Below are 24,372 nucleotides of genomic sequence, written 5' to 3'. Positions count from 1 at the left end.
GTACCGGCCTCTCGGCAGGCCCGTGCGCCCGTCGGCCCGGACCCGCCCTCGCGGGTCTCGGGCCCTTTGTGACGGCGTTGTCACCCGGCTGACAAGGCAGCACCGGTTTTGATCACGCCTCGCCGAAGGCTCTTGCGACACGTCGTCACGGTGTGAGGTCCTCATGTGGCGGCCGTCACTATCGGTCGCCAGGGAGGGGAGGTCGTGGTGCTCGTGAGCGCGATCCGCGGGTGGGCAGGAGTCGCTGACGGCGACGCCCTGGTCGCCGAGCTGTGCCGCGACCTCGACGCTGCCGCCGTGCTCCCGCCCGCCGTCGCCCACTCCGTGCTCGTCGCGACCCGCGCCTTCGTGGCCGCCGAGGGGCGCTCGGAGGACGCCGCCCGGCAGGCCGGCCCGACCCTGATGCGGCTGGGCCGCCGGGCCGCGGTGCGCGGCCACAGCGCAGGACAGCTCAGCTCCGACCTGCAACGGGTCGTCGAGGACCGCGCCCGGCTCGCCGACCCGGTCATCGCCCGGGTCCGGCCGGCGGAGCAGCGCGACGCGATCCGATGTCGCCTGCGCCAGTTCCTCCACCAGGTCCACCACGCCGCGCTCGCCGGCCACCGCCAGGCGCACACCATGATGGCGCTGGCCCCGAAGGCCCGCCGGGACATGGTCGCCCGGGCCCTCTTCGCCTCCGAGTCCGTCCCCGAGGAGCTGCTCGCGCTCGGCGGGGTCGACGCCGAGACCCGCTACACGCCGGTGGTCTGGGTCGACGGCAGCGCCGCCCGTGCGGTCGCCGACCTGCCCGACGCCCTCGTCGACGGGACCGGACGGATCGCGCTGGTGCCCACCGCGCGGCTGCCCGAGCTGACGGTCCTGCCGGAGGAGCGTGCGATCAGCGGGCCCTCCCGGCCGGCGTACGACGTCGGGGACGCGCTGGCGCTGTGCCGCCAGGCGGCGGCCTCCGTGCGGGCGGGGATCATCGCGGTCGACGTACCGCTGACGTCGTGCGCGGACGTCGCCGGGGAGCTGCTGCTGGCCGGGCGCCCCGCGCTGACCGAGCTGCTGGTGGACAAGTACCTCGCCGCGCTGCGCGACCTGCGCCCCACCCGCCGGGTCGAGGTCGGCGAGGTGCTGCTGACCTGGCTGGAGTCACGTGAGCCGCTGTCGGTGATCGCCCAGCGCCACCACGTCGCGCGGCAGACCGCGCACGACCGGCTGCGCGTCGGCAAGCAGCTGCTCGGAGAGGCGCTCGACGAGCCCGCCGCGCACGCCGCGATCGTCGTCGCCCTGCACGCCAGCCTTCCGGGCTGGCGCGAGGAGGTGGCTGCTCGTGCGGCCCGCTCCTGACCTTGTTCTCCGGACGGACGTCCGGATTTCGGGCCCCCGCCCGGCTCTTCCGTTGACCCTGGAAGTCGCTCGCTTCCACGGTGGCGGTGATCACAACACGACGGCTCGGGACAGTCGCGGTTCACGCCACGACGCCATCCGTCTTCACCCCCAGGAGGCACTGTGAACATCCTTTCCAAGACGCGCCGGAGGTCCGCGCTGGTGCTGAGCGCCTTCGCGCTCGTCGCCGGTTCTGCCGCCGCCGTGCAGCCGGCCGCCAACGCGGTCGACCCCGACCCGAACCACCTCACCGTCGTGTACGACGCCGTGGGCACCACCCACGTCGGCAACCAGGTCGACGCCGACATGGCAATCGGCCCCACCACGATCTCGGTCACCATCGACACGATCGCCCCGGTGCCGACGCCGATCATCGACGGCACCATGGTGATCCCGCCGCAGACGATGAACTTCGACATCCTCGGCATCCCGGCCCGGGCCAAGGTCACCATGACCCAGGTCGGCAAGATCACCGGCACGCTCACCAAGCTGCCCTCGCCGCGCCAGGCGCTCGACCTCAAGTCGCAGGTCAAGTACGACATCAAGCTCAGCAACGTCGAGGCCCGCGTGTTCGGCGTCTGGTGGCCGCTGGCCGTCGGCAGCAACTGCCACACCGTCAACCCGGTCACGATCAACGCCGACAGCGTGATCGACAACAGCACCACCCCGCCGACCGGCTACTTCACCATCAACGGCGGCGGCACGCTGAAGGACACCTACACGATCGGCAACTTCACCGGCTGCACGCCGCTGAACTTCTTCGACATCCCCGGTTTCTTCCCCACCTTCGGCTCGATCCCGATCAACGCCCTGGTGCCGGGCAGCGACAACACCCTGTCGCTGACGCTCAGCAACCCGCGCCAGCCGTGACGAGGCCCACCCGGTCTCACCGAACTGCTCTCACCTCAACCCGCAACACCCCAACCCCCATGAAGGAGATTCGAATGAACAAGCGCATCAACCGTCTGACCGGTGGCCTCGTGGCGACGGGTGCCGCCTCGGCTGCCATCCTCGCGATGACGGCGACCGGCGCGCAGGCCGCGACGACGTACACCCCCACGGGTGGCTCGGCCAACTTCGTCGGCTCCAGCGTCAGCTTCACCGACATCGAGGCCGGCCAGACGCTGACCTGTTCCACGTTCAACCTCAGCGGCTCCGTCACCAGCTCGGGCACCAGCCGGGCCTACGGCGCCGACGCGGGCTCGCTCGGCACGCTCACCTCCAGCGGCTGCACGAACCCGATCGCCGGTGCCACCACGGTCACCCCGTCGGGCACCTGGACCGTCGCCATCACCGGTGACAAGACCGGCACCGTGTGGCCGGCCCGCCTGAAGAACGTCGTCGCCAACGTCAGCGCCGTGAACTGCACCTTCACCGCCTCCGGTGTCGTCAACGGCAAGTTCGACACGGCCACCCAGAAGTTCACGCCGAACTCGGGTGCGTCGGGCCTGACCATCAACAGCGGCGCGGGTGCTCCGAGCGGCTCGATGTGCGTCACGCTCGACCTGCAGCCGGGCGACAACGTCGCGGTCGGCGGCAGCTGGACCAACACCGGCACCGCCGTGGCGATCACCAACCCGTGATCGTTTGACCGTCGCGCCGGCGGCACGGACCTCGGGGTCCGTGCCGCCGGCTGTGGCGGTCCTCCTGCACTAACGTCTCTCTCCAGCCGACTCGGAGGTCACCCGTCCCCATGCGATCACGACACCTGCGCAACGCCACGCCGATGAGGCGGGTCGCTGTCGTCACGTCCATGGTGGCCGTCGTCATCGCGCTGCTCTCGATGCCCAGCAGCAGCGCGCCGGGAGACCCCGTGCCTGGATCTGAAGACTTGCCATCAACACCGTTCAGCCTCGCGCAGGGCATCGTCACCGCTTCGCAGGGCACGGTCGTTCGGCGCTCGAAGACCTACATCACCATCGGCAACCCGGAGCCGATCTGGGGCGTGTTCTACACCAACCTCTACAACACCCCGGTCGACAACCCGACGACCTACGCCGCGCTGTGCGCCCGAGGACGGCCCTGCATCTCCGATCCCTTCGTACAACCGTCGTGCGCAACGGATGACCAGGAGACGCAGGAGCGCGGGTTCTATCTTCAGAGCCACCTTTACCCCTACGTGAGGCTCAAGGGTGGAGGGATCGATGTGGGCCGCCTGGCGACGACCCGGGTGAACCTCGTCGCCTTCGGCTCCATCCCGGCGTCGGTTGTCATGACGCTGCGGCTGGCGCGGGCCGGCGGCAAGGTACGCCCGATCCGCGCGCACAACTGGGTGGTGACCAGGGCCGGCTGTGACCCGTCGTTCACGGCACGGGATCACAACCTCTTGGTAGGAGAGGTGGAGGTCACCCTCAGCGACCTGCGCGTCGACGGCGTCCCGGTGAACCTGGGGAAATCATGCCGGACGGTGCGGCCGGCGCAGCTTCAGATGTGGGGCACCGACGGGCCGACGACCGATGGCTACACCGCGGGCGGTGGGGGAACGATCGAGGCGCGCGAGGGCGTCCACATCGCCGCGCGTGCGCCCTTGGACTCGCCGTACTACGGGACTGACCGAGGCTTGGTCGTGCACGCATCGTCAGGGATCGACATTCCCCGGTTCGTGGGGTGCGGGAGCAACGGTGACGATCTCAGTCCCCTGGTGACAGCCATGGCGTCCGGGCCCAACAACCCGGTGGTCGTGAACCAGAAGTCGATCATCCCTCACGAAGGCGGACTCGACCTCGCGAACATGGAGAAGTGCCAGAACGACGGCATCCACTGCCCGCTTCCCGCCCCGCCGCTCCTTCCTCGCCCGCCGTTGCCGGATGGCGACACCGCGAGCCGATGAAGATCTTCACCCAGGCCGTCGGTGTTCTCCTCGTCGCCACGGCGCTCCTGCTCGCGACAGCGATGCCGCCTGCCACGGCGGCCACGACGTACACCCCGACGGGTGGGCCGGCCGCCAGCTTCGCGGCGACCGGGCTGAGCATCACGCTCGTCGAGCCTGAGCAGACGATCACCTGCACCAAGATGTCGTTGGGCGGCTCGGTGCTGAGCCCCGGCACCAGCAGGGCCTACGGTGCCGACGGTGTCTCGCTGGGCTCGTTCGGCACGACCGGCTGCAACCACCACATCCTGGGGCCGACGGCGGTCACCGCGCTGACGACCCCCACCTTCGCCGTCGTGGGTGACTCCACCGGCGGTACGTGGCCGGCCCGGATGAAGAACGTCGTGTGGGCCGTCCACTGGCCCAACTGCGACTTGTACATCAGCGGCGTCATCAACGGCAGGTTCGACCCCGCGGCGCACTCGTTCTTGCCGAACACGGGCGCCGTCGGGCTCACGATCGCCAGCACGCCGGCACCGCCGACAGGCTCGTTCTGCGTGACCTTCGACTTCCAGGCGGGTGACACGGTCGCGCTCAGTGGGTCCTTCCTGAGCACGCCGCCCGCAGGCAGCACCAACCTGTCGATCGCCAACCCCTGAGCTCGGTCACGGTCGCCTGCTCCTTCGTACCGCTCAGGCACCTCATCCGAAGTGAGAACACAAGCAAGGAGTAGCCGGACATGTTGCAGATTCGTCGTCGAGGTCTCCGCAGCCGCCGTGCCCTCCTGAGGATCGTGACGGTTGCGGCCGCGCTCCTGCTGGCGAGCGTGACCACCGAGGCGGTCGCCGCGACGACCTACACCCCGACGGGTGGTCCGGCCGTGAGCTTCGTCGCCAGCGTCAAGCGGTCAAGCACACAGCCCCCCAGCGCGGGTGCCTACCTCGAGCTCATCGAGTCCGCGCAGTGGATCGACTGCAAGGGCTTCTCCCTCGGCGGTTCCGTGGCCAGTCCCGGGATCAGCCGAGCCTACGGCAGCAACGCGGCCAGCCTGGGCGCCCTCACCACGACCGGGTGCACCAACGGGATCATGGGGCCGACGACGTTCACGGCCCTCACCACCCCCGGCTTCGCGATCACGGGCGACCGCACTGCCGGGGGTCAGTGGCCAGCCCGCATCAACAACGTCCGCTGGGCGGTGCACTGGGCGAACTGCGACTTCTACATCAGCGGCTTCATCAACGGGAAGCTCGATCCGGTGACCGGGGTGTTCACCCCGCTCGGCAACCCCCGGCCCCCTGGTGAGGGAGTCGCCGTCGGGTTGATGATCTCGGACACTCCGGCGCCACCGACCGGCTCGATGTGCGTGACGGTGGACGTCCAGGCTGGCGACACCGTCGGACTCACCGGGACCTTCGCCAACGTCCCGCCGAGCCCGAGCACTGGCCTCACCATCGCCAACCCCTGAGATCTCCGAGGAGCACATCATGACGTTGCATCCCACGGCCCGGCTGGCGGCAACGGCGGCCCTCGTCGCCGGACTCGTCTCTGCAGGCCCCTCCGAAGCCCAAGCGAGCACGACGTACACCCCGTCGGGTGGGCCGAGCCTGAACCTCGTCGGCACGAACGTCGCGATCTGGTTCGAGGCCGGGCAGGCCATCAACTGCACAGACTTCCACCCGTCCGGCACGCTCACCGACCCCGGGACGGCGCGCCCGGTCGGCGCACCCGCCGGCTCGATCGCCTCGCTCTCCAGCGGCTGCACCACCGACTCCGGCGCCAGCCTCACGTTCACCAGCGGCACGTGGTCCTTCGAGGTCACCGGTCTTGCCACCGGGACCGCGTGGCCCGTGCGGTTCACCGGCGTCGAGCTCGACTGGAACGCCGATGGCTGCCAGGTGGACATGGCCGGTGACCTGGGCGGTGTCTTCGACACCTCGACCCAGCGCTTCATGCCGACGAGCTCGACGATCACGCCGACCGCGGTGACCGGCTCGGGCTGCGCAAGCCTCGGCATCTCCCCGGGCGACACCACCGAGTTCGGGGGCTACCTCACCAACGTCCCGCCGACCGGCAGCACCGCGCTGTCGCTGTCCTGAGTAGCTGACGATGCGACGCATCACCCGCCTGCTCGCCACGACGGCGCTCGCGCTGGGGCTGGTGGCAACGGCCGCCGTCGAGGCCCGCGCCGGTACGACGTACACGGCGGCAGGTGGCCCATCGGTCCGACTCGTCGGCAGCATCGTCACCATCACCGATGTCCCCGCGGGTCAGACGATCGCCTGCAGCCAGTACGACGTCGCGGGACGGGTCATCGATCCGGGAGCGGTTCGTTCCCACGGGACGGCGGCAGCCGACCTCGGAGCGCTGACGTCCCAGTGCGTCCATCCGATCGTCGGGAACCTGACCTCGACGGTCGATCCGGGGTGGACGGTGGATGTCACCGGTCCCGCCAACGGCACCGCCTGGCCAGCCAGGTTGAGCGGGGTGAGGATCCGAATGGTGGGGGTGGGCTGCGACCTGACCTTCTCCGGCACGGTGCCGGGCACGCTCGACACCGCTACTCAGCGCTTCACGCCGACGCCGGCGGCGTCGACCCTCGTGCTGACCGCTGTCGCCGGGGGCTTCTGTGTGCCCCTCGACTTCCAGGTCGGTGACCAGATGTCCTTCGGTGGCTACTTCACCAACGTCCCGCCGACCGGCAGCACGGCGCTGTCGCTGTCCTGAGGAGCTGACATGCGACGGATCACCCGCCTGCTCGCCACGACCGCGCTCGCGCTGGGGCTGGTGGCGACGGCCGCCGTCGATGCCCGCGCTGGCACGACGTACACACCGGCGGGTGGTCCGTCGGTGCGCCTGGTGGGCACGAGCATCGACATCACCGACGTGCCCGCCGGGCAGCAGTACCACTGCACGCAGTTCGACGTCGCCGGCCAGGTCGACCAGGCGGGCACGGCGCGTGCCTTCGGGAGTGCGGCGCTCGACCTGGGGGCGCTGACCTCTGCCTGCACCAACCCGGTCATGGGGCACGTCACGATCACGGTCGACCCGGCCTGGACCTTGGACGTCACGGGGCCGGCGACCGGCACCACCTGGCCGGCTCGGCTCAGCGGCGTGAGCATGAGGATCGTGGGGGCGGCGTGCGACCTGAGGTTCACGGGCTCGGTCCCCGGATCCTTCGACACCAGCACCCAACGCTTCACCCCGACGACGTCGGCGTCGACCATGGCCGTCACCTCGGCCACCGGGTCGTTCTGCGTGAACCTCGACTTCCAGCCCGGTGACCAGGTCGTGCTGAGCGGCTACTTCACCAACGTCCCACCCTCGGGCAGCACGCCGCTGTCCCTCTCCTGACCCCCATGAATCGGAGCCGCCGGTCCCGTCGGGGCCGGCGGCTCCACCCTTCCCCGGGGACGACGCGAGGCGCTCCTTGTCACCCGGCTGACAACGCCCCCGACCCCCACCTCGGCAGCCCGGGCCGCACCGGGGAAAGCAAAGGAGCAGCCCCCAAAAGTTGTCACCCGCATCACAACATCCGTGTGGGCATCGGATGAATTGCCGTTGACCACTAGCCGCGACAGCGCGTCCGGCATTGACTGTGCCCGGAGTCATGTGACCGTAGTCACGGGGAGGGAGGGCCATGTCTCGGGGAGGAAGGTCGGTCCGTCGGCGCCACGTCGCCACGGTGCTGGCGGGCGTGACGCTCGCGGCGGCCGGGACGATCGGAGGAGCAGTGCAGGTGATGAACCTGGCGGCGTCCGACACCACCCCTCCCACGCCGGAGCGGACCGAGGAGACCTCGGCAGCCGCACCGCTCACCACGGCCGCCGTGCCGGTGGTGGCGGCCGACCCCACGGTGACCGTACGACGCCAGCGGGTCGGGGGACCGAGCGACTTCCCGGGGTCGCTCGGCTCCACCCCGGTGGCGGTGGTGGCGGCCTACCAGCGCGCGGCGACGATCATGTCGAGCGCCTCGACCTGCGGGATCCGGTGGACGACGCTGGCGGCGATCGGCCGCGTGGAGTCCAACCACAACCGCGGACCGGCGCTGCTCGCGCCGCTCGACGGCAAGGGCGGGCGCGGCGAGCTGCCGGACACCGACCTCGGCAAGGTCGACGGCAACCCGACCTGGGACGCGCCGGTGGGCCCGATGGCCCTGCTGCCGAGCACGTGGCGCGCGGTCGCGGTCGACGCGGACTCCGACGGCCGGCGCAACCCGCACGACATCGACGACGCGGCCCTCGCGGCGGCCGTGCTGCTGTGCGCGAAGGGCGACCTGACGAAGCCGGCGGCGCTGCGGAGCGCGCTGACGTCCTACCACCGGGCGCCGGGCTTCGTGCCCACCGTGCTCGCGCTGGCCACGCGCTACGAGCGCCAGGCCGCGCAGGTGCCGCCGCCCCCCACCGTCATCGGGCCGCTCCCGGTCCTGCCCGACCTGTGCCGCTGCGCGGCGCGGCCGGTGCTGGGCGCGAGCGCGACGCCCTCCTTCGTCACCCCTCCCGGTGGACGACCGACTCTCGTCCCGCCGGCGGCATCTGCGACCGCCGGCGGGACGAGCCCCCACCCCTCGCCGAGTGGTACGACGAGCGGCACGCCCGGTGCGAGCCCCACCACCACCCCGAGCGGGACCCCCACTCCCACCGACACGGCCTCGCCGAGCGCGAGCCCGACGGACGCGACCAGTGCGACGGCCACCCCCAGCGGCACGCCTGCCCCCACGGCGGCCGAGAACCCATGAGCATGTGCAGCACCAGCGAGAGGCAGGAGGTCCGCCATGGGCGGCACCGTTGAGGTCACCGGACTCACCAAGAGCTTCGGCTCCCAGAACATCTGGAGCGACGTCACCCTGACGTTGCCCCCCGGTGAGATCACCGCGCTGCTCGGGCCCTCCGGCACCGGCAAGTCGGTCTTCCTCAAGTCCCTGATGGGACTGCTGCGCCCGGAGTCCGGCAGCTGCCTGGTCAACGGCGTCGACATGGTGACCGCGAAGGAGTCGCACCGTCTCGAGCTGCGCAAGAAGTTCGGCGTGCTCTTCCAGGACGGCGCGCTCTTCGGCTCGATGAGCGTCTACGACAACGTCGCCTTCCCGCTGCGCGCGCACACCAAGAAGGGCGAGACCGAGGTCCGCGAGATCACCATGCAGAAGCTCGACATGGTCGGTCTGCTGGGCCAGGAGCACAAGCTGCCCGGTGAGATCTCCGGCGGCATGCGCAAGCGTGCCGGCCTGGCCCGCTCGCTGGTGACCGAGCCCGAGATCATCCTGTGCGACGAGCCGGACTCCGGCCTCGACCCGGTCCGCACGGCCAACCTCGCCCAGCTGCTGCTCGACGTCAACGCGCAGACCGACGCCACCATGCTCGTGGTCACGCACAACATCGAGCTGGCGCGCACGCTGCCCGACAACCTCGGCATGCTCTACCGCCGCCAGCTGGTGATGTACGGCCCGCGTGAGCAGTTCCTGCTCACCGACCACCCGGTGGTCTCGCAGTTCATGGCCGGAGACCCGGTCGGCCCGATCGGGATGAGCGAGGAGGTCGACCACTCCAGCAACGCCCCGGTGCTCGACGACTACGGCTACCCGGTCGACGCCGTCGGCGCGCCGACGATGGTGCGCGCGGGCGCCCGTGCGATCGAGGTCCTGCCGCGCCAGCTGCTGCCCGCCAGCGGCATGCCGCGGCCCGCGACCGAACGACACGCCCGTCGGGTGGCGAGCGGCGAGTCGTCGCTGTACGTCGCCGACGACGAGGAGGCAGACCGACCACCTGCCATCGCCAAGCCCAACCCGCTGACCCGCGCCCTCGACCAGACCGGCGCCTTCTTCGCGCTCGGCATGGACACCATCCGGGCCACCTTCCGCCGCCCCTTCGCGGCACGTGAGCTGCTCGACCAGTTCTGGTTCGTCACCAGCGTCTCGTGGATCCCGGCGATGCTCATCGCGATCCCGTTCGGCGCCGTGATCGCCCTCCAGCTCGGCACCCTGACCGTCCAGGTCGGTGCGCAGTCCTTCACCGGTGCCGCCTCCGTGCTCGCCGTCGTGCAGCAGGCCGCACCGATCGTGACCACGCTGGTGATCGCGGGAGCCGGAGGTGCGGCCATCTGCGCCGACCTCGGCTCACGCACGATCCGCGACGAGATCGACGCGACCCGGGTGATGGGTGTCGACCCGGTCCAGCAGCTCGTCGTACCCCGGGTGATCGCCTGTGTCATCGCCGCCGTCCTGCTCAACGGCCTGGTCTCGGTGGTCGGCGTCCTCGGCGGCTACTTCTTCAACGTCGTCGTCCAGGGCGGTACGCCGGGCGCCTACCTCGCCAGCTTCACCGCCCTCGCGCAGATCTCCGACCTCATCGTGGGCGAGATGAAGGCCGTCCTCTTCGGCTTCCTCGCCGGCACCGTCGCGGCCTACCGCGGCCTCAACACCCGCCCCGGTCCGAAGGGCGTCGGGGAGGCGGTCAACCAGTCGGTGGTCGTGACCTTCCTGCTGCTCTTCTTCGTCAACTTCGTCGTCACCACGCTCTACCTGCAGCTGGTGCCCGGGAAGGGAGCCTGATGAGCACCGCCGCCGGCGAGCACACCGCCCCGCGTCCGCCCAAGGCCCGGCCGCCGCACCCCGTCGTCGCCAAGCGTCCCTGGTGGGACCGCCAGCTCGACCGGGTCGTCCAGGCCGGGCGCGACATCCGCTTCTACGGCCGTGTCCTGGCCGGCATCCCGACCGCGGTCCGGCTCTACCCCAAGGAGATCTGGCGCCTGCTGTCGGAGGTCAGCTTCGGCACCGGTGCGCTCGCCGTCATCGGCGGCACCGTCGGCGTGATGACCGGGATGAGCCTGTTCGTCGGCACCGTCGTGGGCCTCCAGGGCTACGCCGCGCTCGACCAGATCGGCACGGCCGCGCTCAACGGCTTCATCTCCGCCTACTTCAACACCCGCGAGATCGCCCCGCTGGTGGCGGCGCTGGCGATGTCGGCGACCGTGGGCGCGGGCTTCACCGCCCAACTGGGCGCGATGCGGATCAGCGAGGAGATCGACGCGGTCAAGGTGATCGGCCTCGACGCCGTGCCCTTCCTCGTCTCCACCCGCGTGGTGGCGGGCTTCATCGCGATCATCCCGCTCTACGTGATCGGCCTGCTCACGTCGTACTTCGGCAGCCGGTTGGTCACCGTGCAGCTGCGCGGTCAGTCCGCCGGCACCTACGACCACTACTTCCAGCTGTTCCTGCCGCCCGGCGACATCCTGCTCTCGTTCGGCAAGGTGCTGGTGTTCGCGGTGCTCATCATCCTCATCCACTGCCGGCTCGGCTTCTTCGCCAAGGGCGGGCCCGCGGGCGTCGGCCTGGCGGTGGGTCGCTCGGTGCGCCGCACCCTCGTCGTCGTCGCGCTGCTCGACCTGGCGCTGTCGATGGCCATGTGGGGCACCACCGTGACCGTGAGGATCGCGGGATGAGCGGCGGTCTGGGGCGTCTGCGCGACGCGCTCCTCGGGGTGGGCTACGGCGTGCTGGTGCTCGCCATCGGCGTCGGCACCTGGCTGGCCTACAACCAGGTCTTCGCCGACCGCAGCGACATCACGCTGACCACGGGCACGCTCGGCAACGCCCTGCAGAAGGGCTCGGACGTGAAGCTCAACGGTGTCCCGGTCGGCAAGGTGACCGAGATCGAGCCGCGCGACGGGGGAGCGAGGCTGACCCTGGCCCTGGAGCCCGACGTGCTCGACGAGCTGCCCAAGACGACCACCGCGCGACTGCTGCCGAAGACCCTCTTCGGTGAGCGGTACGTCGCGCTGGTCCAGCCGGGTGCGGGCGGTCCGACCCTCGACGCCGGCGACACCATCCACCAGGACTCCTCGGCCGCGGCCGTCGAGCTGGAGGAGGTCTTCGACGAGCTGCTGCCGGTGCTCAAGGCGATCAAGCCGGAGAAGCTGTCCGCGACCCTGGGCGAGCTCGCGCTGGCCCTGCGCGGCAACGGCGCCGACATCGGCGAGGCGATGGCGTCGTGGGGGGAGTACCTCACCAAGATCAACCCGCTGACCCCGAAGCTGGCCGACGACCTCGCGTCCTTCGGCCGGGTGGCCGACACCTACGCCGACGCCGCACCGGACCTGGTCGACGCGCTCGACAGCATGACGGTCACCTCGAAGACGCTGGTCGACCAGCAGAGCCAGGTCAACGCGCTCTTCGCCTCGGTCATCGCGGCCTCGGACGAGACGAACTCCTGGTTGGTCGCCAACTCCGACACGATCATCTCGCTGTCGAAGGAGAGCCGCCGTGCACTGGCCGCGGTGGCGCCGTACGCCACCGAGTTCCCGTGCCTGTTCCGCTCGCTGCGCGACTTCATCCCGGTCATGGACAAGACCCTGGGCAAGGGCACGAAGGAGCCGGGCGTGCACGTCGTCCTCAACGTCACCCCGAGCCGGGGCAAGTACGTCATCGGTCGTGACGACCCGACGTTCGCCACCAAGGGCGCGCCGCGCTGTCCCTACCAGGACGGCAGCGTCAAGCCGGCGCGTGCCACGGCCGACGGCGGCAGCGACGGCCCGGCGCGGATCCTGCCGCCGCCGAGCGACCGCACCCGTGCGATGTTCGCGGACACGCAGGGCCTGGGCGAGGCCAATTCCCCGGCCGAGAACCAGCTGATCGCCGAGCTGATGGCGCCCGAGGCGGGGGTCTCCCCGTCGGCGTACCCGGCCTGGGGCAGCCTGCTGGTCGGTCCGCTGCTGCGCGGCGCGGAGGTGGAGGTCCGATGAGCTCCACCACCACCCGCCGCGGTGTCGTCGTCACGCTGACCAAGTCGTTGGTGTTCGCGCTGGCCACGGTGCTCGCGACGCTCGCGCTGGCCGGCACGATCCGCAACAGCAGCGAGGGCGCGCGCGACGAGTACGTCGCCTACTTCAGCGACGCCACCAGCCTCAACAAGGGTGACGACGTCCGGATGGCCGGCGTCAAGGTCGGCACGGTGAGCGCCGTCGAGGTGAGCCGCAAGCGGCTGGCCAAGGTGACCTTCACCGTCAGCGAGAACGCCCCGCTGGGCGAGGGCGCCCGTGCCGAGCTGTTCTTCCGCAACCTGGTCGGCCAGCGCTACATCGCGCTGGAGCCGGGCGACGTCACCGGCGACCGGCTGAAGCCGGGCTACGTCTTCGACCTCGACCACACCCAGGCCGCGCTCGACCTGACGGTGCTGTTCAACGGCTTCCAGCCGCTGTTCCGCCTGCTCGACCCCAAGGACGTCAACGAGCTCAGCGCCCAGATCGTCGCGGTCTTCCAGGGCGAGGGCCCGACGGTGGAGGGCCTGCTCAAGAGCACGGCCAGCCTGACCTCGACGCTCGCCGACCGCGACCAGGTGATCGGTGACCTGATCACCAACCTCAGCTCCGTGCTGGGCGTCGTCAACGAGCGCTCCGACCAGCTCGACACCACCCTGGTCACGCTGCAGGAGCTGGTCAGCGGGCTGGCCCAGGACCGCACCACCATCGGCAGCACGCTCAAGGGCATGGGCGACCTCTCCGAGTCCGTCGCCGGGCTGCTCCAGGAGGGCCGGCCGGCGCTGAAGGCCTCGATCAAGTCGCTCGGCGACCTGTCCGGGATCCTCGCCGACAACGAGGACGTGATCGCCCGCTCGCTGCAGATCCTGCCGACGAAGCTGAACCGGCTGGCCAAGACGGCCAGCTACGGCTCGTGGGTCAACTTCTACGTCTGCTCGATCAACGGCCGGATCCCGTTGCCCGACGGCTACTACGGCGACCGCGGCGTCAAGCCGGTCGCAGGGAGGTGCAAGTGATGGCCGGACGGCTGAGGCGCTACCCGACCGCGTTCGCCGAGCGCAACCGGGTCGTGATCGCCCTCATCGGCATCGCTGCCCTGGTGGGTGTCTTCTTCGCGACCTTCTACGCCGACGACCTGCCGGTCGTCGGGGGAGGGGAGAAGCACGAGGCGTACATCGCCGAGACCGCCGGCCTGCGGGCCGGCGACGAGGTGCGGGTCGCCGGGGTCAAGGTCGGCAAGGTCACCTCGATCGAGCTCGACGGCAACAAGGTCCTCGTCGGCTTCCGGGTCAAGGGCGTCAGCCTCGGCGAGGAGACGACGGCCGCGGTGAAGATCAAGACGCTGCTCGGCAAGAAGTACCTCTCCCTCGACCCGCTGGGCTCCGGGGAGCTGGACGGGCCGATCGCGCTCGACCACACCACCACGCCGTACGACGTGCAGGCGGCCTTCTCCGACCTGTCCGCCACCCTCACCGAGATCGACACCGACCAGCTCGAGAAGAGCCTGGCCACCATGTCCGAGGTCTTCCAGGACACCCCGGAGTCCGTGCGCGGGCTCGTCGACGGGCTGAGCCGGCTCTCGCGGACGATCTCCAGCCGCGACGACGAGCTGGCCTCGCTCTTCAAGTCCACGAGCAAGGTCACCGGCACGCTCTCGGCGCGCAACGAGGAGCTCGGCAAGCTCGTCGACGACGGCAACCTGCTGCTCACCGAGCTCGCCAACCGGCGCGAGTCGATCCGCCAGCTGCTGCGCAGCACGACGACCCTCGGGCGTGAGCTGCAGGGCCTGGTGCGCGACAACGAGAAGCAGCTGCGACCGGCGCTGGAGAAGCTCGACCGGGTGGCGGCGCTGCTGCGCCGCAACCAGCGTCACCTCAACGACGCGGTCAACGTGCTCGGTCCCTACTACCGGATGCTGACCGCCGCCATGGGCAACGGTCGCTGGATCGACTCCTACATCTGTGGGCTCTTCGACGGCAAGGACGCACCGGTGCTCGACAACGACGTGGTCCGCGACTGCCGTCCCGGAGGTTCTCGATGAAGTCCCCGACGATGCGCTTCGTCGCCGTCCTGCTCGGCCTGGCCCTGGTGGTCACCGGGGCCGTGGTCGGTGCCAACCTGCTGCGCGACCCGATCACCTTCACGGCCGACTTCGACTCCGCGGTCGGTCTCTACCCGGGCTCCGACGTCCAGATCCTCGGCGTCCCGGTCGGCACCGTCACCAAGGTCGAGCCGGTCGGCAAGAAGGTCCGGGTCAGCATGGAGCTGGACGAGGACCAGAAGGTCGCGGCCGACACCGGCGCGGTCATCGTGGCGCCGACCCTGGTCAGCGACCGCTACGTCCAGCTCACCAAGCCGTGGGAGCGCGGCCCGGAGCTGGAGAGCGGGGCCCGGATCGACACCACCGCCGTGCCGGTGGAGATCGACGAGATGTACAAGAGCCTGGTCGACGTCGGCCAGCAGCTCGGCCCCAACGGCGCCAACAAGAACGGCGCCCTCTCGGACTTCCTCAAGACGCTGGCCGCCAACCTCGACGGCCAGGGCGCGGACCTCAACACGATGATCAGCGAGTTCTCCGAGGCCTCGGCGACGGTGTCCGGCTTCGACAAGGACTTCTTCGAGACCATCAAGAACCTCGACAGCCTCAACAGCACGCTGCTCGAGCACGACAGCGGCGTCGCAGGCGCCAACAAGCAGCTCGCCGTCGTGGCGCGCTACCTCTCCGAGGACCGGGAGAACCTCTCCTCGGCGATCACCGAGCTGGGCGACGCGCTGGCCCTGCTGGAGGGCTTCATCAAGGACAACCGGGCGGCCCTCAAGCGCAGCGTCGACGGCCTGCGCGGCCCGACCCAGGTCCTGGTGAAGCAGCGCAAGTCGTTGGAGGAGGCCGTGCGCACGATCCCGCTCGCGCTGCAGAACTTCATCAAGGCCTACGACCCGAGCAGCAACACGATCAGCGGTCGCGGCAACCTCAACGAGCTCACCATCTGGAGCAACGACGGCAGCCGGGCCCGCACCTCGCCCGACGCGCCGCCGGTGCTGCTGCCCGGCCTGGACGGAGCACGATGATGGCGATCCGACGTACGGTCGCGGCCGGCCTGGCCGCCGCGAGCCTCACCCTCAGCGGGTGCGGCATCCTCTCCGGCGGGGTCTACGACGCCCCACTGCCCGGCGGTGCGGACGTGGGCGACGAGCCGATCACGGTCACCGCCGACTTCACCGACGTGCTCGACCTGGTGCCCCAGTCGAGCGTCAAGGTCGACAACGTCGCGGTCGGCCGGGTCACCGACATCACCCTCTCCAAGGACGGCCGCACGGCCGAGGTGGAGATGCTGCTGCGCGGTGACCTCGACCTGCCCGGCGACACCGAGGCCCGGCTGCAGCAGACCTCGCTGCTCGGTGAGAAGTACGTCGCGCTGGTGCGCCCGGAGGGTTCGGTGGCGCAGGCCTCGAGCCGCCGGCTCGCGGACGGCGCGGAGCTCTCGACCGGCTCCACGGATGCGGCGGCCACGGCCGAGCAGGTGCTCGGCGCGCTCTCCCTGGTCCTCAACGGCGGCGGCATCGCGCAGTTCCAGGAGATCTCCCGCGAGCTGCAGCAGGTCGGCGACGGACGGACCGAGGAGATCCGGGCCTTCCTGGTCCAGCTCAACCGGTTCGTCGGCGTGCTCGACCGCAAGCGCGGCGCGATCACCGGCGCGATCGACGGCCTGGCCCGGCTCGGCAAGAGCCTCGACGGCGACCGCGCGCAGATCGCGAAGGTCCTCGACAACCTCTCGCCGGGGCTCAAGGTGCTCGCCGAGCAGCGTCCGCAGCTGACCCGGATGCTGACCTCGCTCGACCGGCTCTCCCGGATCACCGTGCGCACGCTCAACGCGTCGCAGGCCGACATGGTCCGCGACCTGCAGCTGCTCGACCCGATCCTCACCCAGCTCGCCAAGGCCGGCTCGGACCTCCCGTACTCCATGGAGATCCTGCTGACCTACCCGTTCCCGGACTCGGTCCTGGGCGCGATCAAGGGCGACTACCTCAATGTCTTCATGTCCACCAACTTCCGCACCCTCCCTAGCCCGTGCGCGGTGGGCATCGAAGAGAAGGACAAGTGCACGTGGCCACAACCCACGAGCGCTTCGGTGGCGCCGGGGCGCGTCTCTCCCCGCACCACGGCGCCACCACCCCTTCTCCCTCCGACGAGCAGCGCGACGGCGGGCAACCCGTCACCGAGCGTGACCGGCCCGTCGATCCTGCCGAGTGACCGGCCGAGCAGCTCCTCGTCCTCCGGCTCCTCGTCCTCCCCGTCCGGTACGCCGAGCGGGACGCCGTCCGGCTCCGGCTCGACGTCCACGCCGGGGTCCTCCGACACCGCCAGCACCGCAGGGGGTCAGTGATGCAGCAGCTCACTCGCAGCGTCCACACCAAGCTCGGCATGTTCGCGCTGGTGGCCCTGCTCGGCACGAGCTACGTCGGGGCGTCGTACGTCGGCATCACACCGTTCAGCAACGGCTACGAGGTCAAGGTCTCGCTGCCCGACGCGGGCGGGCTGTTCGTGAACTCCGAGGTGACCTACCGCGGGGTCCAGGTCGGCGAGGTCACCGACCTGGACGCGACCGAGGACGGGGTCGACGTCACCGTGGCGATCGACGGCGGCGCGCCCGACATCCCCGCGGACTCGACGGTCCAGGTGCGCAACCGCTCGGCCATCGGCGAGCAGTACCTCGACCTGCAGGGCGATGACACCAAGGACCTGCTCGCCGACGGCGACCACCTGCGTGGGGACGCCGAGGACCTGCCGCAGGAGCTGTCCGAGGTGCTGCGCACCGGCCGCGACTTCGTCGCCTCGGTGCCCTCCGAGGCGCTCAACACGGTCATCGACGAGAGCTACGACCTCTCGAAGGGGCTGAGCGGTGACGTGAGCCGCCTGGTCCGTACGTCGCTGGAGTTCCAGAAGGCCGCCGACGACAACTTCCTCGTCACCGCCTCGCTGATCCGCAACTCCGAGCAGGTGCTGCGCACCCAGGAGGAGTCGGCGAGCGCGATCACGGCCTACAGCAACGACCTGGCGCTGTTCTCCAAGACCCTCGCCGACTCCGACGCGGACCTGCGCACGCTGATCGGCGCCACGCCGGGTGCCGCGCGTGAGCTCGGCGTGCTGATCAAGGACGTGGGCCAGCCACTGGCGATCTTGATGAACAACCTGGTCTCGACGGCCACGATCTTCAGCGTCAACGCCTACGGCGTGCGCGACGCGCTGATCAAGCTGCCCGAGGCGGTGAGCATCGGCTGGGCGACCACCAGCTCGCGCGGGATCAACCTCGGCCTGGTGCCGACCTTCTTCAACCCGCTGCCGTGCACGTCCGGCTACAGTGGCACGACCCGGCGCCGGGGGACCGACGTGACCGACGGTCCGCTCAACCGGCAGGCGGGCTGCACCGCTCCGCGGAGCCAGGGCAACGTGCGGGGACCGCAGGCGGTCCCCTCGAAGCTCTCGCGCGCCACGGCGGTACCGGGCGTGGCCGACATCGACGTGGCCGACGACCTCGGTGACCTGATGGGAGGCGCCCGATGATCGGGCCGGACGTGGAGGAGAGGGCCATCGACAGCGAGGAGCCGCAGGCGGTCGAGGACGCGCCGAGCACGGAGACGTCGGCCGAGGGCGACGGGACGTCCGGCGACGAGGGCCGGCGGAGCGGTGAGCTGGTGCGCGTGCTCGAGCTCGCGGTCCTGCTGCTCGCCGTGGTGCTGCTCGCCTGGGGCGTGGTGTCCTGGGTCCGGGCGACCGGGCACGACGACGCCGAGGTCGCCCGTGCCGAGCTGCGCGACAAGGTGCTGATCACCGCGCGCAGCCACGTCGAGACCCTCAACACCCTGGACTCGCGCGACCTCGAGGGCGGTCTGAAGAAGTGGGAGTCGGTCTCGACCGGCACCTTCAAGGACCAGCTCGCGGCCACCACCAAGGAGACCCGCGACCTGCTCGCCGACCAGGGCAAGAGCAGCACGGCCAAGGTCGTCGACGCCGGCGTGATCGACCTCAAGGACGACTCCGCCACGGTCATCGCCGTGGTCGAGGTGAGCGTGGCCGACGCCGAGGACCCCACGGTGAAGCCCACCGTGAAACGCAGCCGGTTCACCGTCGACCTGACCAAGGTGGGCGGCAAGTGGCTCGTCGAGTCGCTGCTCTTCATCGGGGTGGACGTCCAGTGACCGCCGTACGCAAGCACGGCGCGGCGCTCCTGACGGTCGTGCTCCTCATCGGTGCGGGTGTCGCCTTCTGGCAGGCCGACCGCGCGCGGGACACCGACAACGTCGGCAACTTCGCCCAGGTCGACGACAGCGGCACCGAGGACGTCGTGTCCGCGGTCTCGACGGCGCTGGTGCGCTCCTTCACCTTCGACTACAGCAACCCGGAGGCGACCGAGAAGGCCGCCGACGAGGTGCTGCGCGGTGACGCTCGCAAGGACTACGACCTGCTCTTCGCCACGCTGCGCAAGAAGGCTCCAGGCCAGCAGCTCGTGCTCTCCGCCAAGGTGCAGGTCTCCGCGGTCAAGGAGCTCGAGGGCGACCGCGCGACGCTGCTCGTCTTCCTCGACCAGGCCACCCAGCGGGTCACCGACAAGGAGGCGTCCTACTACGCCGCCCAGCTCTCCGTCGACGCGCGGCGGATCGACGGCGACTGGCGGGTCACCGGGCTGAAGACGCTCTGAGTCGCTCGCCCGCGGCTTTGTAGGCTGCGCGCATGGCGAGGAAGAGACGGTGGAGCCGCTACCAGCCACCGGCCGAGCGTCGTGACGAGGCCGGAGGTCCGGCCGACCTGCCGGGCCCGGCGCCCCGGCCGGCAGCGAGGCCGAAGCCCACGCCGCGGCCCCAGCCGAAGTCCCAGCAGAAGCCCGCGACCCCGGCTCCGGGGGCTCCCTGGGTCAAGCCGCTCGTCGTGCTCGGCATCGTGGTCGCGGTCGTCGTCGCGATCGTGGTCGCGGTCCAGGCCGGTGGCGACGACGACGGGGACGGCCTCGGCACGGTCGACACCAAGCTGCTCGACGAGTCCTTCATCCGGTCGGGCCTCGCGGACGCGCGGGAGGCGGAAGGTGAGCGGCGGCCGGTCGCCGTCCACCTCGACGAGTACAGCATGACGGTGGAGTACTACGACCCGGCCAAGGACCAGACCCGGTACGTCGAGCGCAACAGCTACTCCGACGGCTACACCGTCCGGGTGGAGAACAACTTCTACAGCGACTACAAGCCGGTGCCCTTCGACCTCGCGGTGGCGGATCCCGCGCGGATGGTCGCGGCGGTGCACCAGGTGCTGGAGGAGTCCGAGGACCCCTACACCTGGGAGGTCAAGATCCGGGTCGAGCAGGGCGAGAGCACGCCGCGGATGGTCGCCCACGCGGGCGGCAAGGACAGCGTCGACATCACGAGCGCGCCGTGACCGAGGGCCGGGGCAGCCGCGGGCAGCGGTTCTTCGCGCGCTGGTACCCCTCCGTCATGGGCCGCGCCGAGGACGCCGGCCAGGCCGCGATCCGGGCGCGCCACCTGGCCCGGGCCCAGGGCCGCACCCTCGACCTGGGCACCGGCAACGGCTTCTCCGTCCCGCACTACCCGCCGGCCGTCACCGAGCTGGTGATGGTGGAGCCGAACCCGGCGCTGCGCGACCAGCTGCACCGTCGTACGGCGGACGTGCGGGCCCGCGCCTGGCAGGTCGTGGACGGCGACGCCTACGCCCTGCCGTTCCCGGACGCCTCCTTCGACACGGTCGCCGCGTCGCTGGTGTTCTGCTCGCTCGACCGGCCGGAGGCGGCGCTGGCCGAGCTGGCCCGGGTGCTGCGGCCCGGGGGCACCTTCCTGTTCCACGAGCACGTGCGGGGCACCGGGCTGCGCCGGGTGCTGCAGGAGGTGGCGACGCCGCTGCAGGTGCGGGTCGCCGACGGCTGCCACCCCAACCGGGACTTCCTGGGCTCGCTGCGCCGCTCGCCGTTCCGGGTCGAGGACGTGGAGCACCTGCGGATGCCCGGGGGAGCGGCGACCGTCGTACCGATGGTCGTGGGGGTGGCCCTCAGATGATCCCCGCGGCCTCGCCGACCGCGCGGTAGGCCGCGGCGAGCGTGTCCACGGTCTCGTGGGCGTTGAGCCCGCTCGGGTTGGGCACCACCCACAGCTCGGCGCCGGACCACAGGTCGTCGAGGGTCTCCGGCTGCCGGCCGGGCGTGGCCTTCGGCAGGCCGAACGCCGCACGGTAGGCGGTGATCCCGGCGATCGCGACCACCTTCGGCCGCTCCCGTGCGACCAGCGCGGTGAGCTCGGCGCCGCCGGCCTTCAGCTCCTCGTCACTCAGCTCGGAGGCCTTGGCGGTGGCGCGGTGCACGACGTTGGTGATCCCGATGCCGCGCTCGCGCAGCACGTCCCGCTCGGCGTCGTCCATCCCGTCGGCCGGGTCGATGGGCCGCGTGATCACGCCGGCGCGCAGCAGGGCGGGGTAGAACCGGTTGCCCGGGTGCGCGAAGTGGGTGCTGGTCGCCGCGGTCCACAGCCCGGGGTTGATGCCGACGAAGAGCAGGCGCAGCCGCTGCCCGGGCTTCGTCGGGAGCAGGTCGGGGACGACGGCGTCGCGGAAGGACTCGAGCTCGGCCCGGGTGAAGGTACGGCGTGCCACGCCCCGAGCCTGTCACGATGAGCCCGTGACGGCCGAGCCAGCACCGTGGAACACCTTCGTCGAGGGCGACAACCTCGACGTGCTGGCCACGCTGCCCACCGGCTCGGCGGACCTGGTCTACATCGACCCGCCGTACAACACCGGCAACGACTTCGCCTACCGCGACGACTTCCGCGGCGCGCGCGGCGCCGGCGCCCGCGGCCGGCACGCGGCCTGGGTGGACTTCATGCGTCCGCGGCTGGAGGCGGGTCACCGCGTGCTGGCGGACAGCGGCGTGCTCTTCGTCAGCATCGACGACCACGAGGTCGCACACCTGCGCCTGCTGCTCGACGAGGTGCACGGCGAGGACGCCTTCCTGGCGCAGGTCGTCGTCAACCTCAACCCCAAGGGACGCCAGCTCGGGCGCGGCTTCGCGACGTCGCACGAGTACGTCCTCGTCTACGCCAAGGACCCGGCCCGCTGCGTGCTCGACGCGTCGTCGACGACGACGGTGGTGGAGTCGGACTTCCCGCTGGTCGCCGAGGACGGTCGCCGCTACCGCCGGCTGCCGCTGCGCAACACCAACAAGAAGTTCAACCCGCTGACCGCGCCCACCCTGCACTTCCCCGTCCACGGCGACCCGGACTCCGGCCGGGTGTCGACCGTGCCCTTCGCCGGGTCGGTGGAGGTCGAGCCGGTCTTCGGTGACGGTGCGCCCGCGGTCTGGCGCTGGTCGCGACCGCGGATCGAGGAGCGGCTCGACGACCTCGAGTGCCGGCTGGTGCGCGGCCCGGCCGGGGACCGCGTCGACGTCTTCCAGCGCGACTGGCGGCACCCGGTCGGTGGCCGCCGCAAGAAGCTGCGCACGATCTGGCTCGCCGAGGAGGTCGGCTCCACCGACACCGCCGTGTCCGAGCTCAAGGACCTCGTGGGCCACGTCTTCGAGTCTCCGAAGCCCACCGGCCTGGTCCGCCGGATCCTGGAGACCATGCCCGCGGACGCCCGGGTGCTCGACTACTTCGCCGGCAGCGGGACCACCGGGCACGCGGTGGCGCTGGCGAACGCGGCCGACGGGGGGCGTCGTACCTGCCTGTCGGTGAACGCGCCCGAGCCCACCCGGGTCGGCTCCAACGCCGAGCGGGCCGGCTACGCCACGGTCTCGGCGATCACCCGGGCGCGGCTGCGTGCCGTCGCCGAGCAGTTCGGCGGCGGCTTCCGCGAGCTCAGCTGACGCCGGCCGCGCGCTCCAGGGCGGCGAGCTCGCCGTCGAGGAAGGTCAGCAGGCGCTGCAGGTGCGGGACGGTACGACGGCAGCCGGTCAGCCCGAAGCCCATGTTGCCGGCGTACGACGTGCAGGTGATGTTGAGCGCCTGGCCGTTGATCGGGATGGAGACGGGGTAATTGCCCACCAGCTGCGCGCCGTTCCAGTAGTGCGGCACCCGCGGGCCCGGCACGTTGCTGATGATCAGGTTGAACGGCGGGCGGACCATGCCCTGCATCCCCAGCGCCGGTACGACGATCGAGGGTGCCATCCCGATGGCGCTCATCGCGACGATCTGGGTCGGCGTCATCGAGGAGAGGGCCTCCTTGCCGTCCTTCATCGACCGGTTGATCGTGCGCAGCCGCTCGGCCGGGTCGGCCAGGTCGGTGGCCAGGCGCACCATGACCGCGCCGATCGCGTTGCCGCCGTCGGCCGAGGCGGTGCCGGCCTGCTTGGCGTTGAGACCGACCGGGACCATCGAGACCAGCGAGCGGTCCGGCAGTGCGTCCAGCTCGGCGAGGTAGGAGCGCAGCGCGCCGCTGCACATGGCGAGCACGACGTCGTTGATCGTCGTGCCGGTCGCCTTGCCGACGGCCCGCATCCGCTCGACCGGCCAGTCCTGGGCGGCGAAGCGGCGGGCACCGGTGATGGACTGGTTGAAGATGGTGCGCGGCGCCGACAGGGACACCGCGGAGGTCTCGTTCTTGAAGCCCTTGCGCAGCGTCTTGACCAGCGCGGCTGGCATCCCGGCGGCCTCGGCGCTGATGCTGAGCGCCCCGCGCAGCGCGTCGGCGGGCAGGTCGGCCAGCGTGCGGGCCGCGGTGGTGGCCGCGTCGACCGCGGCGGCCGGCAGCGAGTCGGCCGCTGGTTCCTCGGTACGCCGCTTGCGGGCGGCGCCCTCGGCGAAGGGCGCCGGCATGTTGCGGCGATCGGCGTCGGAGGACAGCACGCTCGCCATCAGCCGCATCGCGGAGATGCCGTCGACGAGGGAGTGGTGGAGCTTGGTGTACATCGCGACCCGGCCGTCGGCGAGACCCTCGATGACGTGGGTCTCCCACAGCGGACGCTCCCAGGCCAGCCGGGTGGAGTGCAGCCGGCCGACCAGCTCGAGCAGCTCGCGGACCCGGCCCGGCTGCGGCAGCGCGCTGTGCCGGACGTGGTGCTCGATGTCGAACTGCTCGTCGTCGCGCCAGACCAGCGTGCCGCCCGTCTTCACCGAGCGGTGCGGGTGCTTGCGGAAGAGCGGCGCGATCGACTCGGTGTCGCGCATCGACTCGAACATCTCCCGGACGTAGCCCGGACCCGCGTCCGCGGGCGGCTCGAACAGCTGCAGCCCGCCCACGTGCATGGGCTGGCTGCGGTTCTCGGCGAGCAGGAACGCAGCGGAGGTCGGATCGATCGGACGGAAACCGGGTACGGACACCACGCGGAGCCACCTTTCGTCGCGGGAGCCCGATCCTTGCGTGTCGTGACGCTGCTCACAACCCGATCGGGCGTTTCGGCACCCCCACTTCCGGGGGAGGAAGGTCTGGAATGCTCCCTCAGGTGGAAAGGAAGCGGG

General features: G+C 70.9%; 25 protein-coding genes and 1 pseudogene. 24 read left to right on the top strand and 2 right to left on the bottom strand.

Annotated features, from left to right (window positions below; translation table 11 throughout):
* Window positions 1–204: 204 nt before the first annotated feature.
* The 23 genes and pseudogenes from MRBLML1_RS10295 to MRBLML1_RS10185 all read left to right on the top strand — a co-directional run bounded on the left by MRBLML1_RS10295 (window position 205) and on the right by MRBLML1_RS10185 (window position 20,982).
* Window positions 205–1,332 (top strand): helix-turn-helix domain-containing protein, encoded by a 1,128-nt coding sequence (locus tag MRBLML1_RS10295; protein WP_364515175.1) that lies wholly within the window; start codon window positions 205–207, stop codon window positions 1,330–1,332.
* Window positions 1,333–1,494: 162 nt separating this feature from the next.
* Entirely contained in the window at window positions 1,495–2,241 is a 747-nt protein-coding gene (locus tag MRBLML1_RS10290) for a hypothetical protein (protein WP_364515173.1), read from the top strand.
* A 74-nt stretch (window positions 2,242–2,315) separates the two neighbouring features.
* Window positions 2,316–2,954 carry a hypothetical protein gene (locus MRBLML1_RS10285; RefSeq protein WP_364515170.1) on the top strand — a complete coding sequence of 213 codons (639 nt, stop codon included), beginning with the start codon at window positions 2,316–2,318 and terminating at the stop codon, window positions 2,952–2,954.
* A 170-nt stretch (window positions 2,955–3,124) separates the two neighbouring features.
* Complete coding sequence (locus MRBLML1_RS10280; protein WP_364515168.1) at window positions 3,125–4,201, top strand: hypothetical protein; 1,077 nt, start codon at window positions 3,125–3,127, stop codon at window positions 4,199–4,201.
* Complete coding sequence (locus MRBLML1_RS10275; RefSeq protein ID WP_364515165.1) at window positions 4,198–4,839, top strand: hypothetical protein; 642 nt, start codon at window positions 4,198–4,200, stop codon at window positions 4,837–4,839. Before MRBLML1_RS10280 ends, MRBLML1_RS10275 begins: the two co-directional genes overlap by 4 nt.
* 134 nt (window positions 4,840–4,973) lie before the next feature.
* Window positions 4,974–5,645, top strand: a complete 672-nt coding sequence (locus MRBLML1_RS10270; RefSeq protein WP_364515162.1) for a hypothetical protein — start codon at window positions 4,974–4,976, stop codon at window positions 5,643–5,645.
* A gap of 19 nt (window positions 5,646–5,664) precedes the next feature.
* Complete coding sequence (locus MRBLML1_RS10265) at window positions 5,665–6,276, top strand: hypothetical protein (protein WP_364515160.1); 612 nt, start codon at window positions 5,665–5,667, stop codon at window positions 6,274–6,276.
* A gap of 10 nt (window positions 6,277–6,286) precedes the next feature.
* Window positions 6,287–6,904, top strand: a complete 618-nt coding sequence (locus tag MRBLML1_RS10260; RefSeq protein ID WP_364515156.1) for a hypothetical protein — start codon at window positions 6,287–6,289, stop codon at window positions 6,902–6,904.
* A 9-nt stretch (window positions 6,905–6,913) separates the two neighbouring features.
* Window positions 6,914–7,531 carry a hypothetical protein gene (locus tag MRBLML1_RS10255; protein WP_364515153.1) on the top strand — a complete coding sequence of 206 codons (618 nt, stop codon included), beginning with the start codon at window positions 6,914–6,916 and terminating at the stop codon, window positions 7,529–7,531.
* A 286-nt stretch (window positions 7,532–7,817) separates the two neighbouring features.
* Window positions 7,818–8,915, top strand: coding sequence for a hypothetical protein (locus MRBLML1_RS10250; protein WP_364515151.1), 1,098 nt, complete (start codon window positions 7,818–7,820; stop codon window positions 8,913–8,915).
* A 36-nt stretch (window positions 8,916–8,951) separates the two neighbouring features.
* Window positions 8,952–9,395 (top strand): annotated as a pseudogene (locus MRBLML1_RS10245) (ABC transporter ATP-binding protein); the annotation flags it as partial.
* A 612-nt stretch (window positions 9,396–10,007) separates the two neighbouring features.
* Window positions 10,008–10,724: an MlaE family ABC transporter permease gene (locus tag MRBLML1_RS10240; RefSeq protein ID WP_364515636.1), complete on the top strand. Its 717-nt coding sequence runs from the start codon at window positions 10,008–10,010 to the stop codon at window positions 10,722–10,724.
* Window positions 10,724–11,614, top strand: a complete 891-nt coding sequence (locus tag MRBLML1_RS10235) for an MlaE family ABC transporter permease (protein ID WP_364515148.1) — start codon at window positions 10,724–10,726, stop codon at window positions 11,612–11,614. The genes MRBLML1_RS10240 and MRBLML1_RS10235 overlap by 1 nt, the downstream gene beginning before the upstream one ends.
* Window positions 11,611–12,912 carry an MCE family protein gene (locus tag MRBLML1_RS10230; RefSeq protein ID WP_364515145.1) on the top strand — a complete coding sequence of 434 codons (1,302 nt, stop codon included), beginning with the start codon at window positions 11,611–11,613 and terminating at the stop codon, window positions 12,910–12,912. The genes MRBLML1_RS10235 and MRBLML1_RS10230 overlap by 4 nt, the downstream gene beginning before the upstream one ends.
* Window positions 12,909–13,943 carry an MlaD family protein gene (locus tag MRBLML1_RS10225; RefSeq protein WP_364515142.1) on the top strand — a complete coding sequence of 345 codons (1,035 nt, stop codon included), beginning with the start codon at window positions 12,909–12,911 and terminating at the stop codon, window positions 13,941–13,943. Before MRBLML1_RS10230 ends, MRBLML1_RS10225 begins: the two co-directional genes overlap by 4 nt.
* Window positions 13,943–14,968: an MCE family protein gene (locus MRBLML1_RS10220; RefSeq protein WP_364515140.1), complete on the top strand. Its 1,026-nt coding sequence runs from the start codon at window positions 13,943–13,945 to the stop codon at window positions 14,966–14,968. The genes MRBLML1_RS10225 and MRBLML1_RS10220 overlap by 1 nt, the downstream gene beginning before the upstream one ends.
* Window positions 14,965–15,996, top strand: a complete 1,032-nt coding sequence (locus MRBLML1_RS10215) for an MCE family protein (protein ID WP_364515137.1) — start codon at window positions 14,965–14,967, stop codon at window positions 15,994–15,996. Before MRBLML1_RS10220 ends, MRBLML1_RS10215 begins: the two co-directional genes overlap by 4 nt.
* Entirely contained in the window at window positions 15,996–17,312 is a 1,317-nt protein-coding gene (locus tag MRBLML1_RS10210) for an MCE family protein (protein WP_364515135.1), read from the top strand. The genes MRBLML1_RS10215 and MRBLML1_RS10210 overlap by 1 nt, the downstream gene beginning before the upstream one ends.
* A complete protein-coding gene (locus MRBLML1_RS10205) occupies window positions 17,312–18,490 on the top strand; it encodes an MlaD family protein (protein WP_364515132.1) in 1,179 nt (392 codons plus the stop codon). The genes MRBLML1_RS10210 and MRBLML1_RS10205 overlap by 1 nt, the downstream gene beginning before the upstream one ends.
* Entirely contained in the window at window positions 18,487–19,125 is a 639-nt protein-coding gene (locus MRBLML1_RS10200; RefSeq protein WP_364515129.1) for a hypothetical protein, read from the top strand. Before MRBLML1_RS10205 ends, MRBLML1_RS10200 begins: the two co-directional genes overlap by 4 nt.
* Complete coding sequence (locus MRBLML1_RS10195; RefSeq protein ID WP_364515126.1) at window positions 19,122–19,625, top strand: hypothetical protein; 504 nt, start codon at window positions 19,122–19,124, stop codon at window positions 19,623–19,625. The genes MRBLML1_RS10200 and MRBLML1_RS10195 overlap by 4 nt, the downstream gene beginning before the upstream one ends.
* 32 nt (window positions 19,626–19,657) lie before the next feature.
* On the top strand, window positions 19,658–20,350 hold the full coding sequence (locus MRBLML1_RS10190; protein WP_364515123.1) for a hypothetical protein: 693 nt from the start codon (window positions 19,658–19,660) through the stop codon (window positions 20,348–20,350).
* Window positions 20,347–20,982: a class I SAM-dependent methyltransferase gene (locus tag MRBLML1_RS10185; RefSeq protein WP_364515120.1), complete on the top strand. Its 636-nt coding sequence runs from the start codon at window positions 20,347–20,349 to the stop codon at window positions 20,980–20,982. Before MRBLML1_RS10190 ends, MRBLML1_RS10185 begins: the two co-directional genes overlap by 4 nt.
* Here MRBLML1_RS10185 and MRBLML1_RS10180 read toward each other — a convergent pair.
* Window positions 20,975–21,571, bottom strand: a complete 597-nt coding sequence (locus MRBLML1_RS10180; RefSeq protein WP_364515117.1) for a mismatch-specific DNA-glycosylase — start codon at window positions 21,569–21,571, stop codon at window positions 20,975–20,977. The genes MRBLML1_RS10185 and MRBLML1_RS10180 overlap by 8 nt on opposite strands.
* Before the next feature lie 25 nt (window positions 21,572–21,596).
* On the opposite strand from MRBLML1_RS10180, the gene MRBLML1_RS10175 reads away from it, so the two are divergent.
* Window positions 21,597–22,781, top strand: coding sequence for a site-specific DNA-methyltransferase (locus tag MRBLML1_RS10175; protein ID WP_364515114.1), 1,185 nt, complete (start codon window positions 21,597–21,599; stop codon window positions 22,779–22,781).
* Here MRBLML1_RS10175 and MRBLML1_RS10170 read toward each other — a convergent pair.
* Window positions 22,774–24,237, bottom strand: a complete 1,464-nt coding sequence (locus MRBLML1_RS10170; RefSeq protein WP_364515111.1) for a WS/DGAT/MGAT family O-acyltransferase — start codon at window positions 24,235–24,237, stop codon at window positions 22,774–22,776. The two genes, MRBLML1_RS10175 and MRBLML1_RS10170, sit on opposite strands and share 8 nt — an antisense overlap.
* Window positions 24,238–24,372: the final 135 nt, after the last annotated feature.

It is taken from the genome of Nocardioides sp. LML1-1-1.1 (assembly GCF_040676175.1).
In the GTDB taxonomy this organism is placed as follows: domain Bacteria; phylum Actinomycetota; class Actinomycetes; order Propionibacteriales; family Nocardioidaceae; genus Nocardioides.
Note: the sequence above shows the minus strand (reverse complement) of the source record. Positions and strands in the feature narration are given on the sequence as shown.

Bases quoted from the DNA above. Each gene is read 5' to 3' on its own strand.
- MRBLML1_RS10285 (WP_364515170.1), top strand. From the start codon at position 2,316: ATGAACAAGCGCATCAACCGTCTGACCGGTGGCCTCGTGGCGACGGGT.
- MRBLML1_RS10280 (WP_364515168.1), top strand. From the start codon at position 3,125: ATGGTGGCCGTCGTCATCGCGCTGCTCTCGATGCCCAGCAGCAGCGCG.
- MRBLML1_RS10275 (WP_364515165.1), top strand. From the start codon at position 4,198: ATGAAGATCTTCACCCAGGCCGTCGGTGTTCTCCTCGTCGCCACGGCG.
- MRBLML1_RS10265 (WP_364515160.1), top strand. From the start codon at position 5,665: ATGACGTTGCATCCCACGGCCCGGCTGGCGGCAACGGCGGCCCTCGTC.
- MRBLML1_RS10260 (WP_364515156.1), top strand. From the start codon at position 6,287: ATGCGACGCATCACCCGCCTGCTCGCCACGACGGCGCTCGCGCTGGGG.
- MRBLML1_RS10255 (WP_364515153.1), top strand. From the start codon at position 6,914: ATGCGACGGATCACCCGCCTGCTCGCCACGACCGCGCTCGCGCTGGGG.
- MRBLML1_RS10250 (WP_364515151.1), top strand. From the start codon at position 7,818: ATGTCTCGGGGAGGAAGGTCGGTCCGTCGGCGCCACGTCGCCACGGTG.
- MRBLML1_RS10240 (WP_364515636.1), top strand. From the start codon at position 10,008: ATGGACACCATCCGGGCCACCTTCCGCCGCCCCTTCGCGGCACGTGAG.
- MRBLML1_RS10235 (WP_364515148.1), top strand. From the start codon at position 10,724: ATGAGCACCGCCGCCGGCGAGCACACCGCCCCGCGTCCGCCCAAGGCC.
- MRBLML1_RS10230 (WP_364515145.1), top strand. From the start codon at position 11,611: ATGAGCGGCGGTCTGGGGCGTCTGCGCGACGCGCTCCTCGGGGTGGGC.
- MRBLML1_RS10225 (WP_364515142.1), top strand. From the start codon at position 12,909: ATGAGCTCCACCACCACCCGCCGCGGTGTCGTCGTCACGCTGACCAAG.
- MRBLML1_RS10220 (WP_364515140.1), top strand. From the start codon at position 13,943: ATGGCCGGACGGCTGAGGCGCTACCCGACCGCGTTCGCCGAGCGCAAC.
- MRBLML1_RS10215 (WP_364515137.1), top strand. From the start codon at position 14,965: ATGAAGTCCCCGACGATGCGCTTCGTCGCCGTCCTGCTCGGCCTGGCC.
- MRBLML1_RS10210 (WP_364515135.1), top strand. From the start codon at position 15,996: ATGGCGATCCGACGTACGGTCGCGGCCGGCCTGGCCGCCGCGAGCCTC.
- MRBLML1_RS10205 (WP_364515132.1), top strand. From the start codon at position 17,312: ATGCAGCAGCTCACTCGCAGCGTCCACACCAAGCTCGGCATGTTCGCG.
- MRBLML1_RS10200 (WP_364515129.1), top strand. From the start codon at position 18,487: ATGATCGGGCCGGACGTGGAGGAGAGGGCCATCGACAGCGAGGAGCCG.
- MRBLML1_RS10190 (WP_364515123.1), top strand. From the start codon at position 19,658: ATGGCGAGGAAGAGACGGTGGAGCCGCTACCAGCCACCGGCCGAGCGT.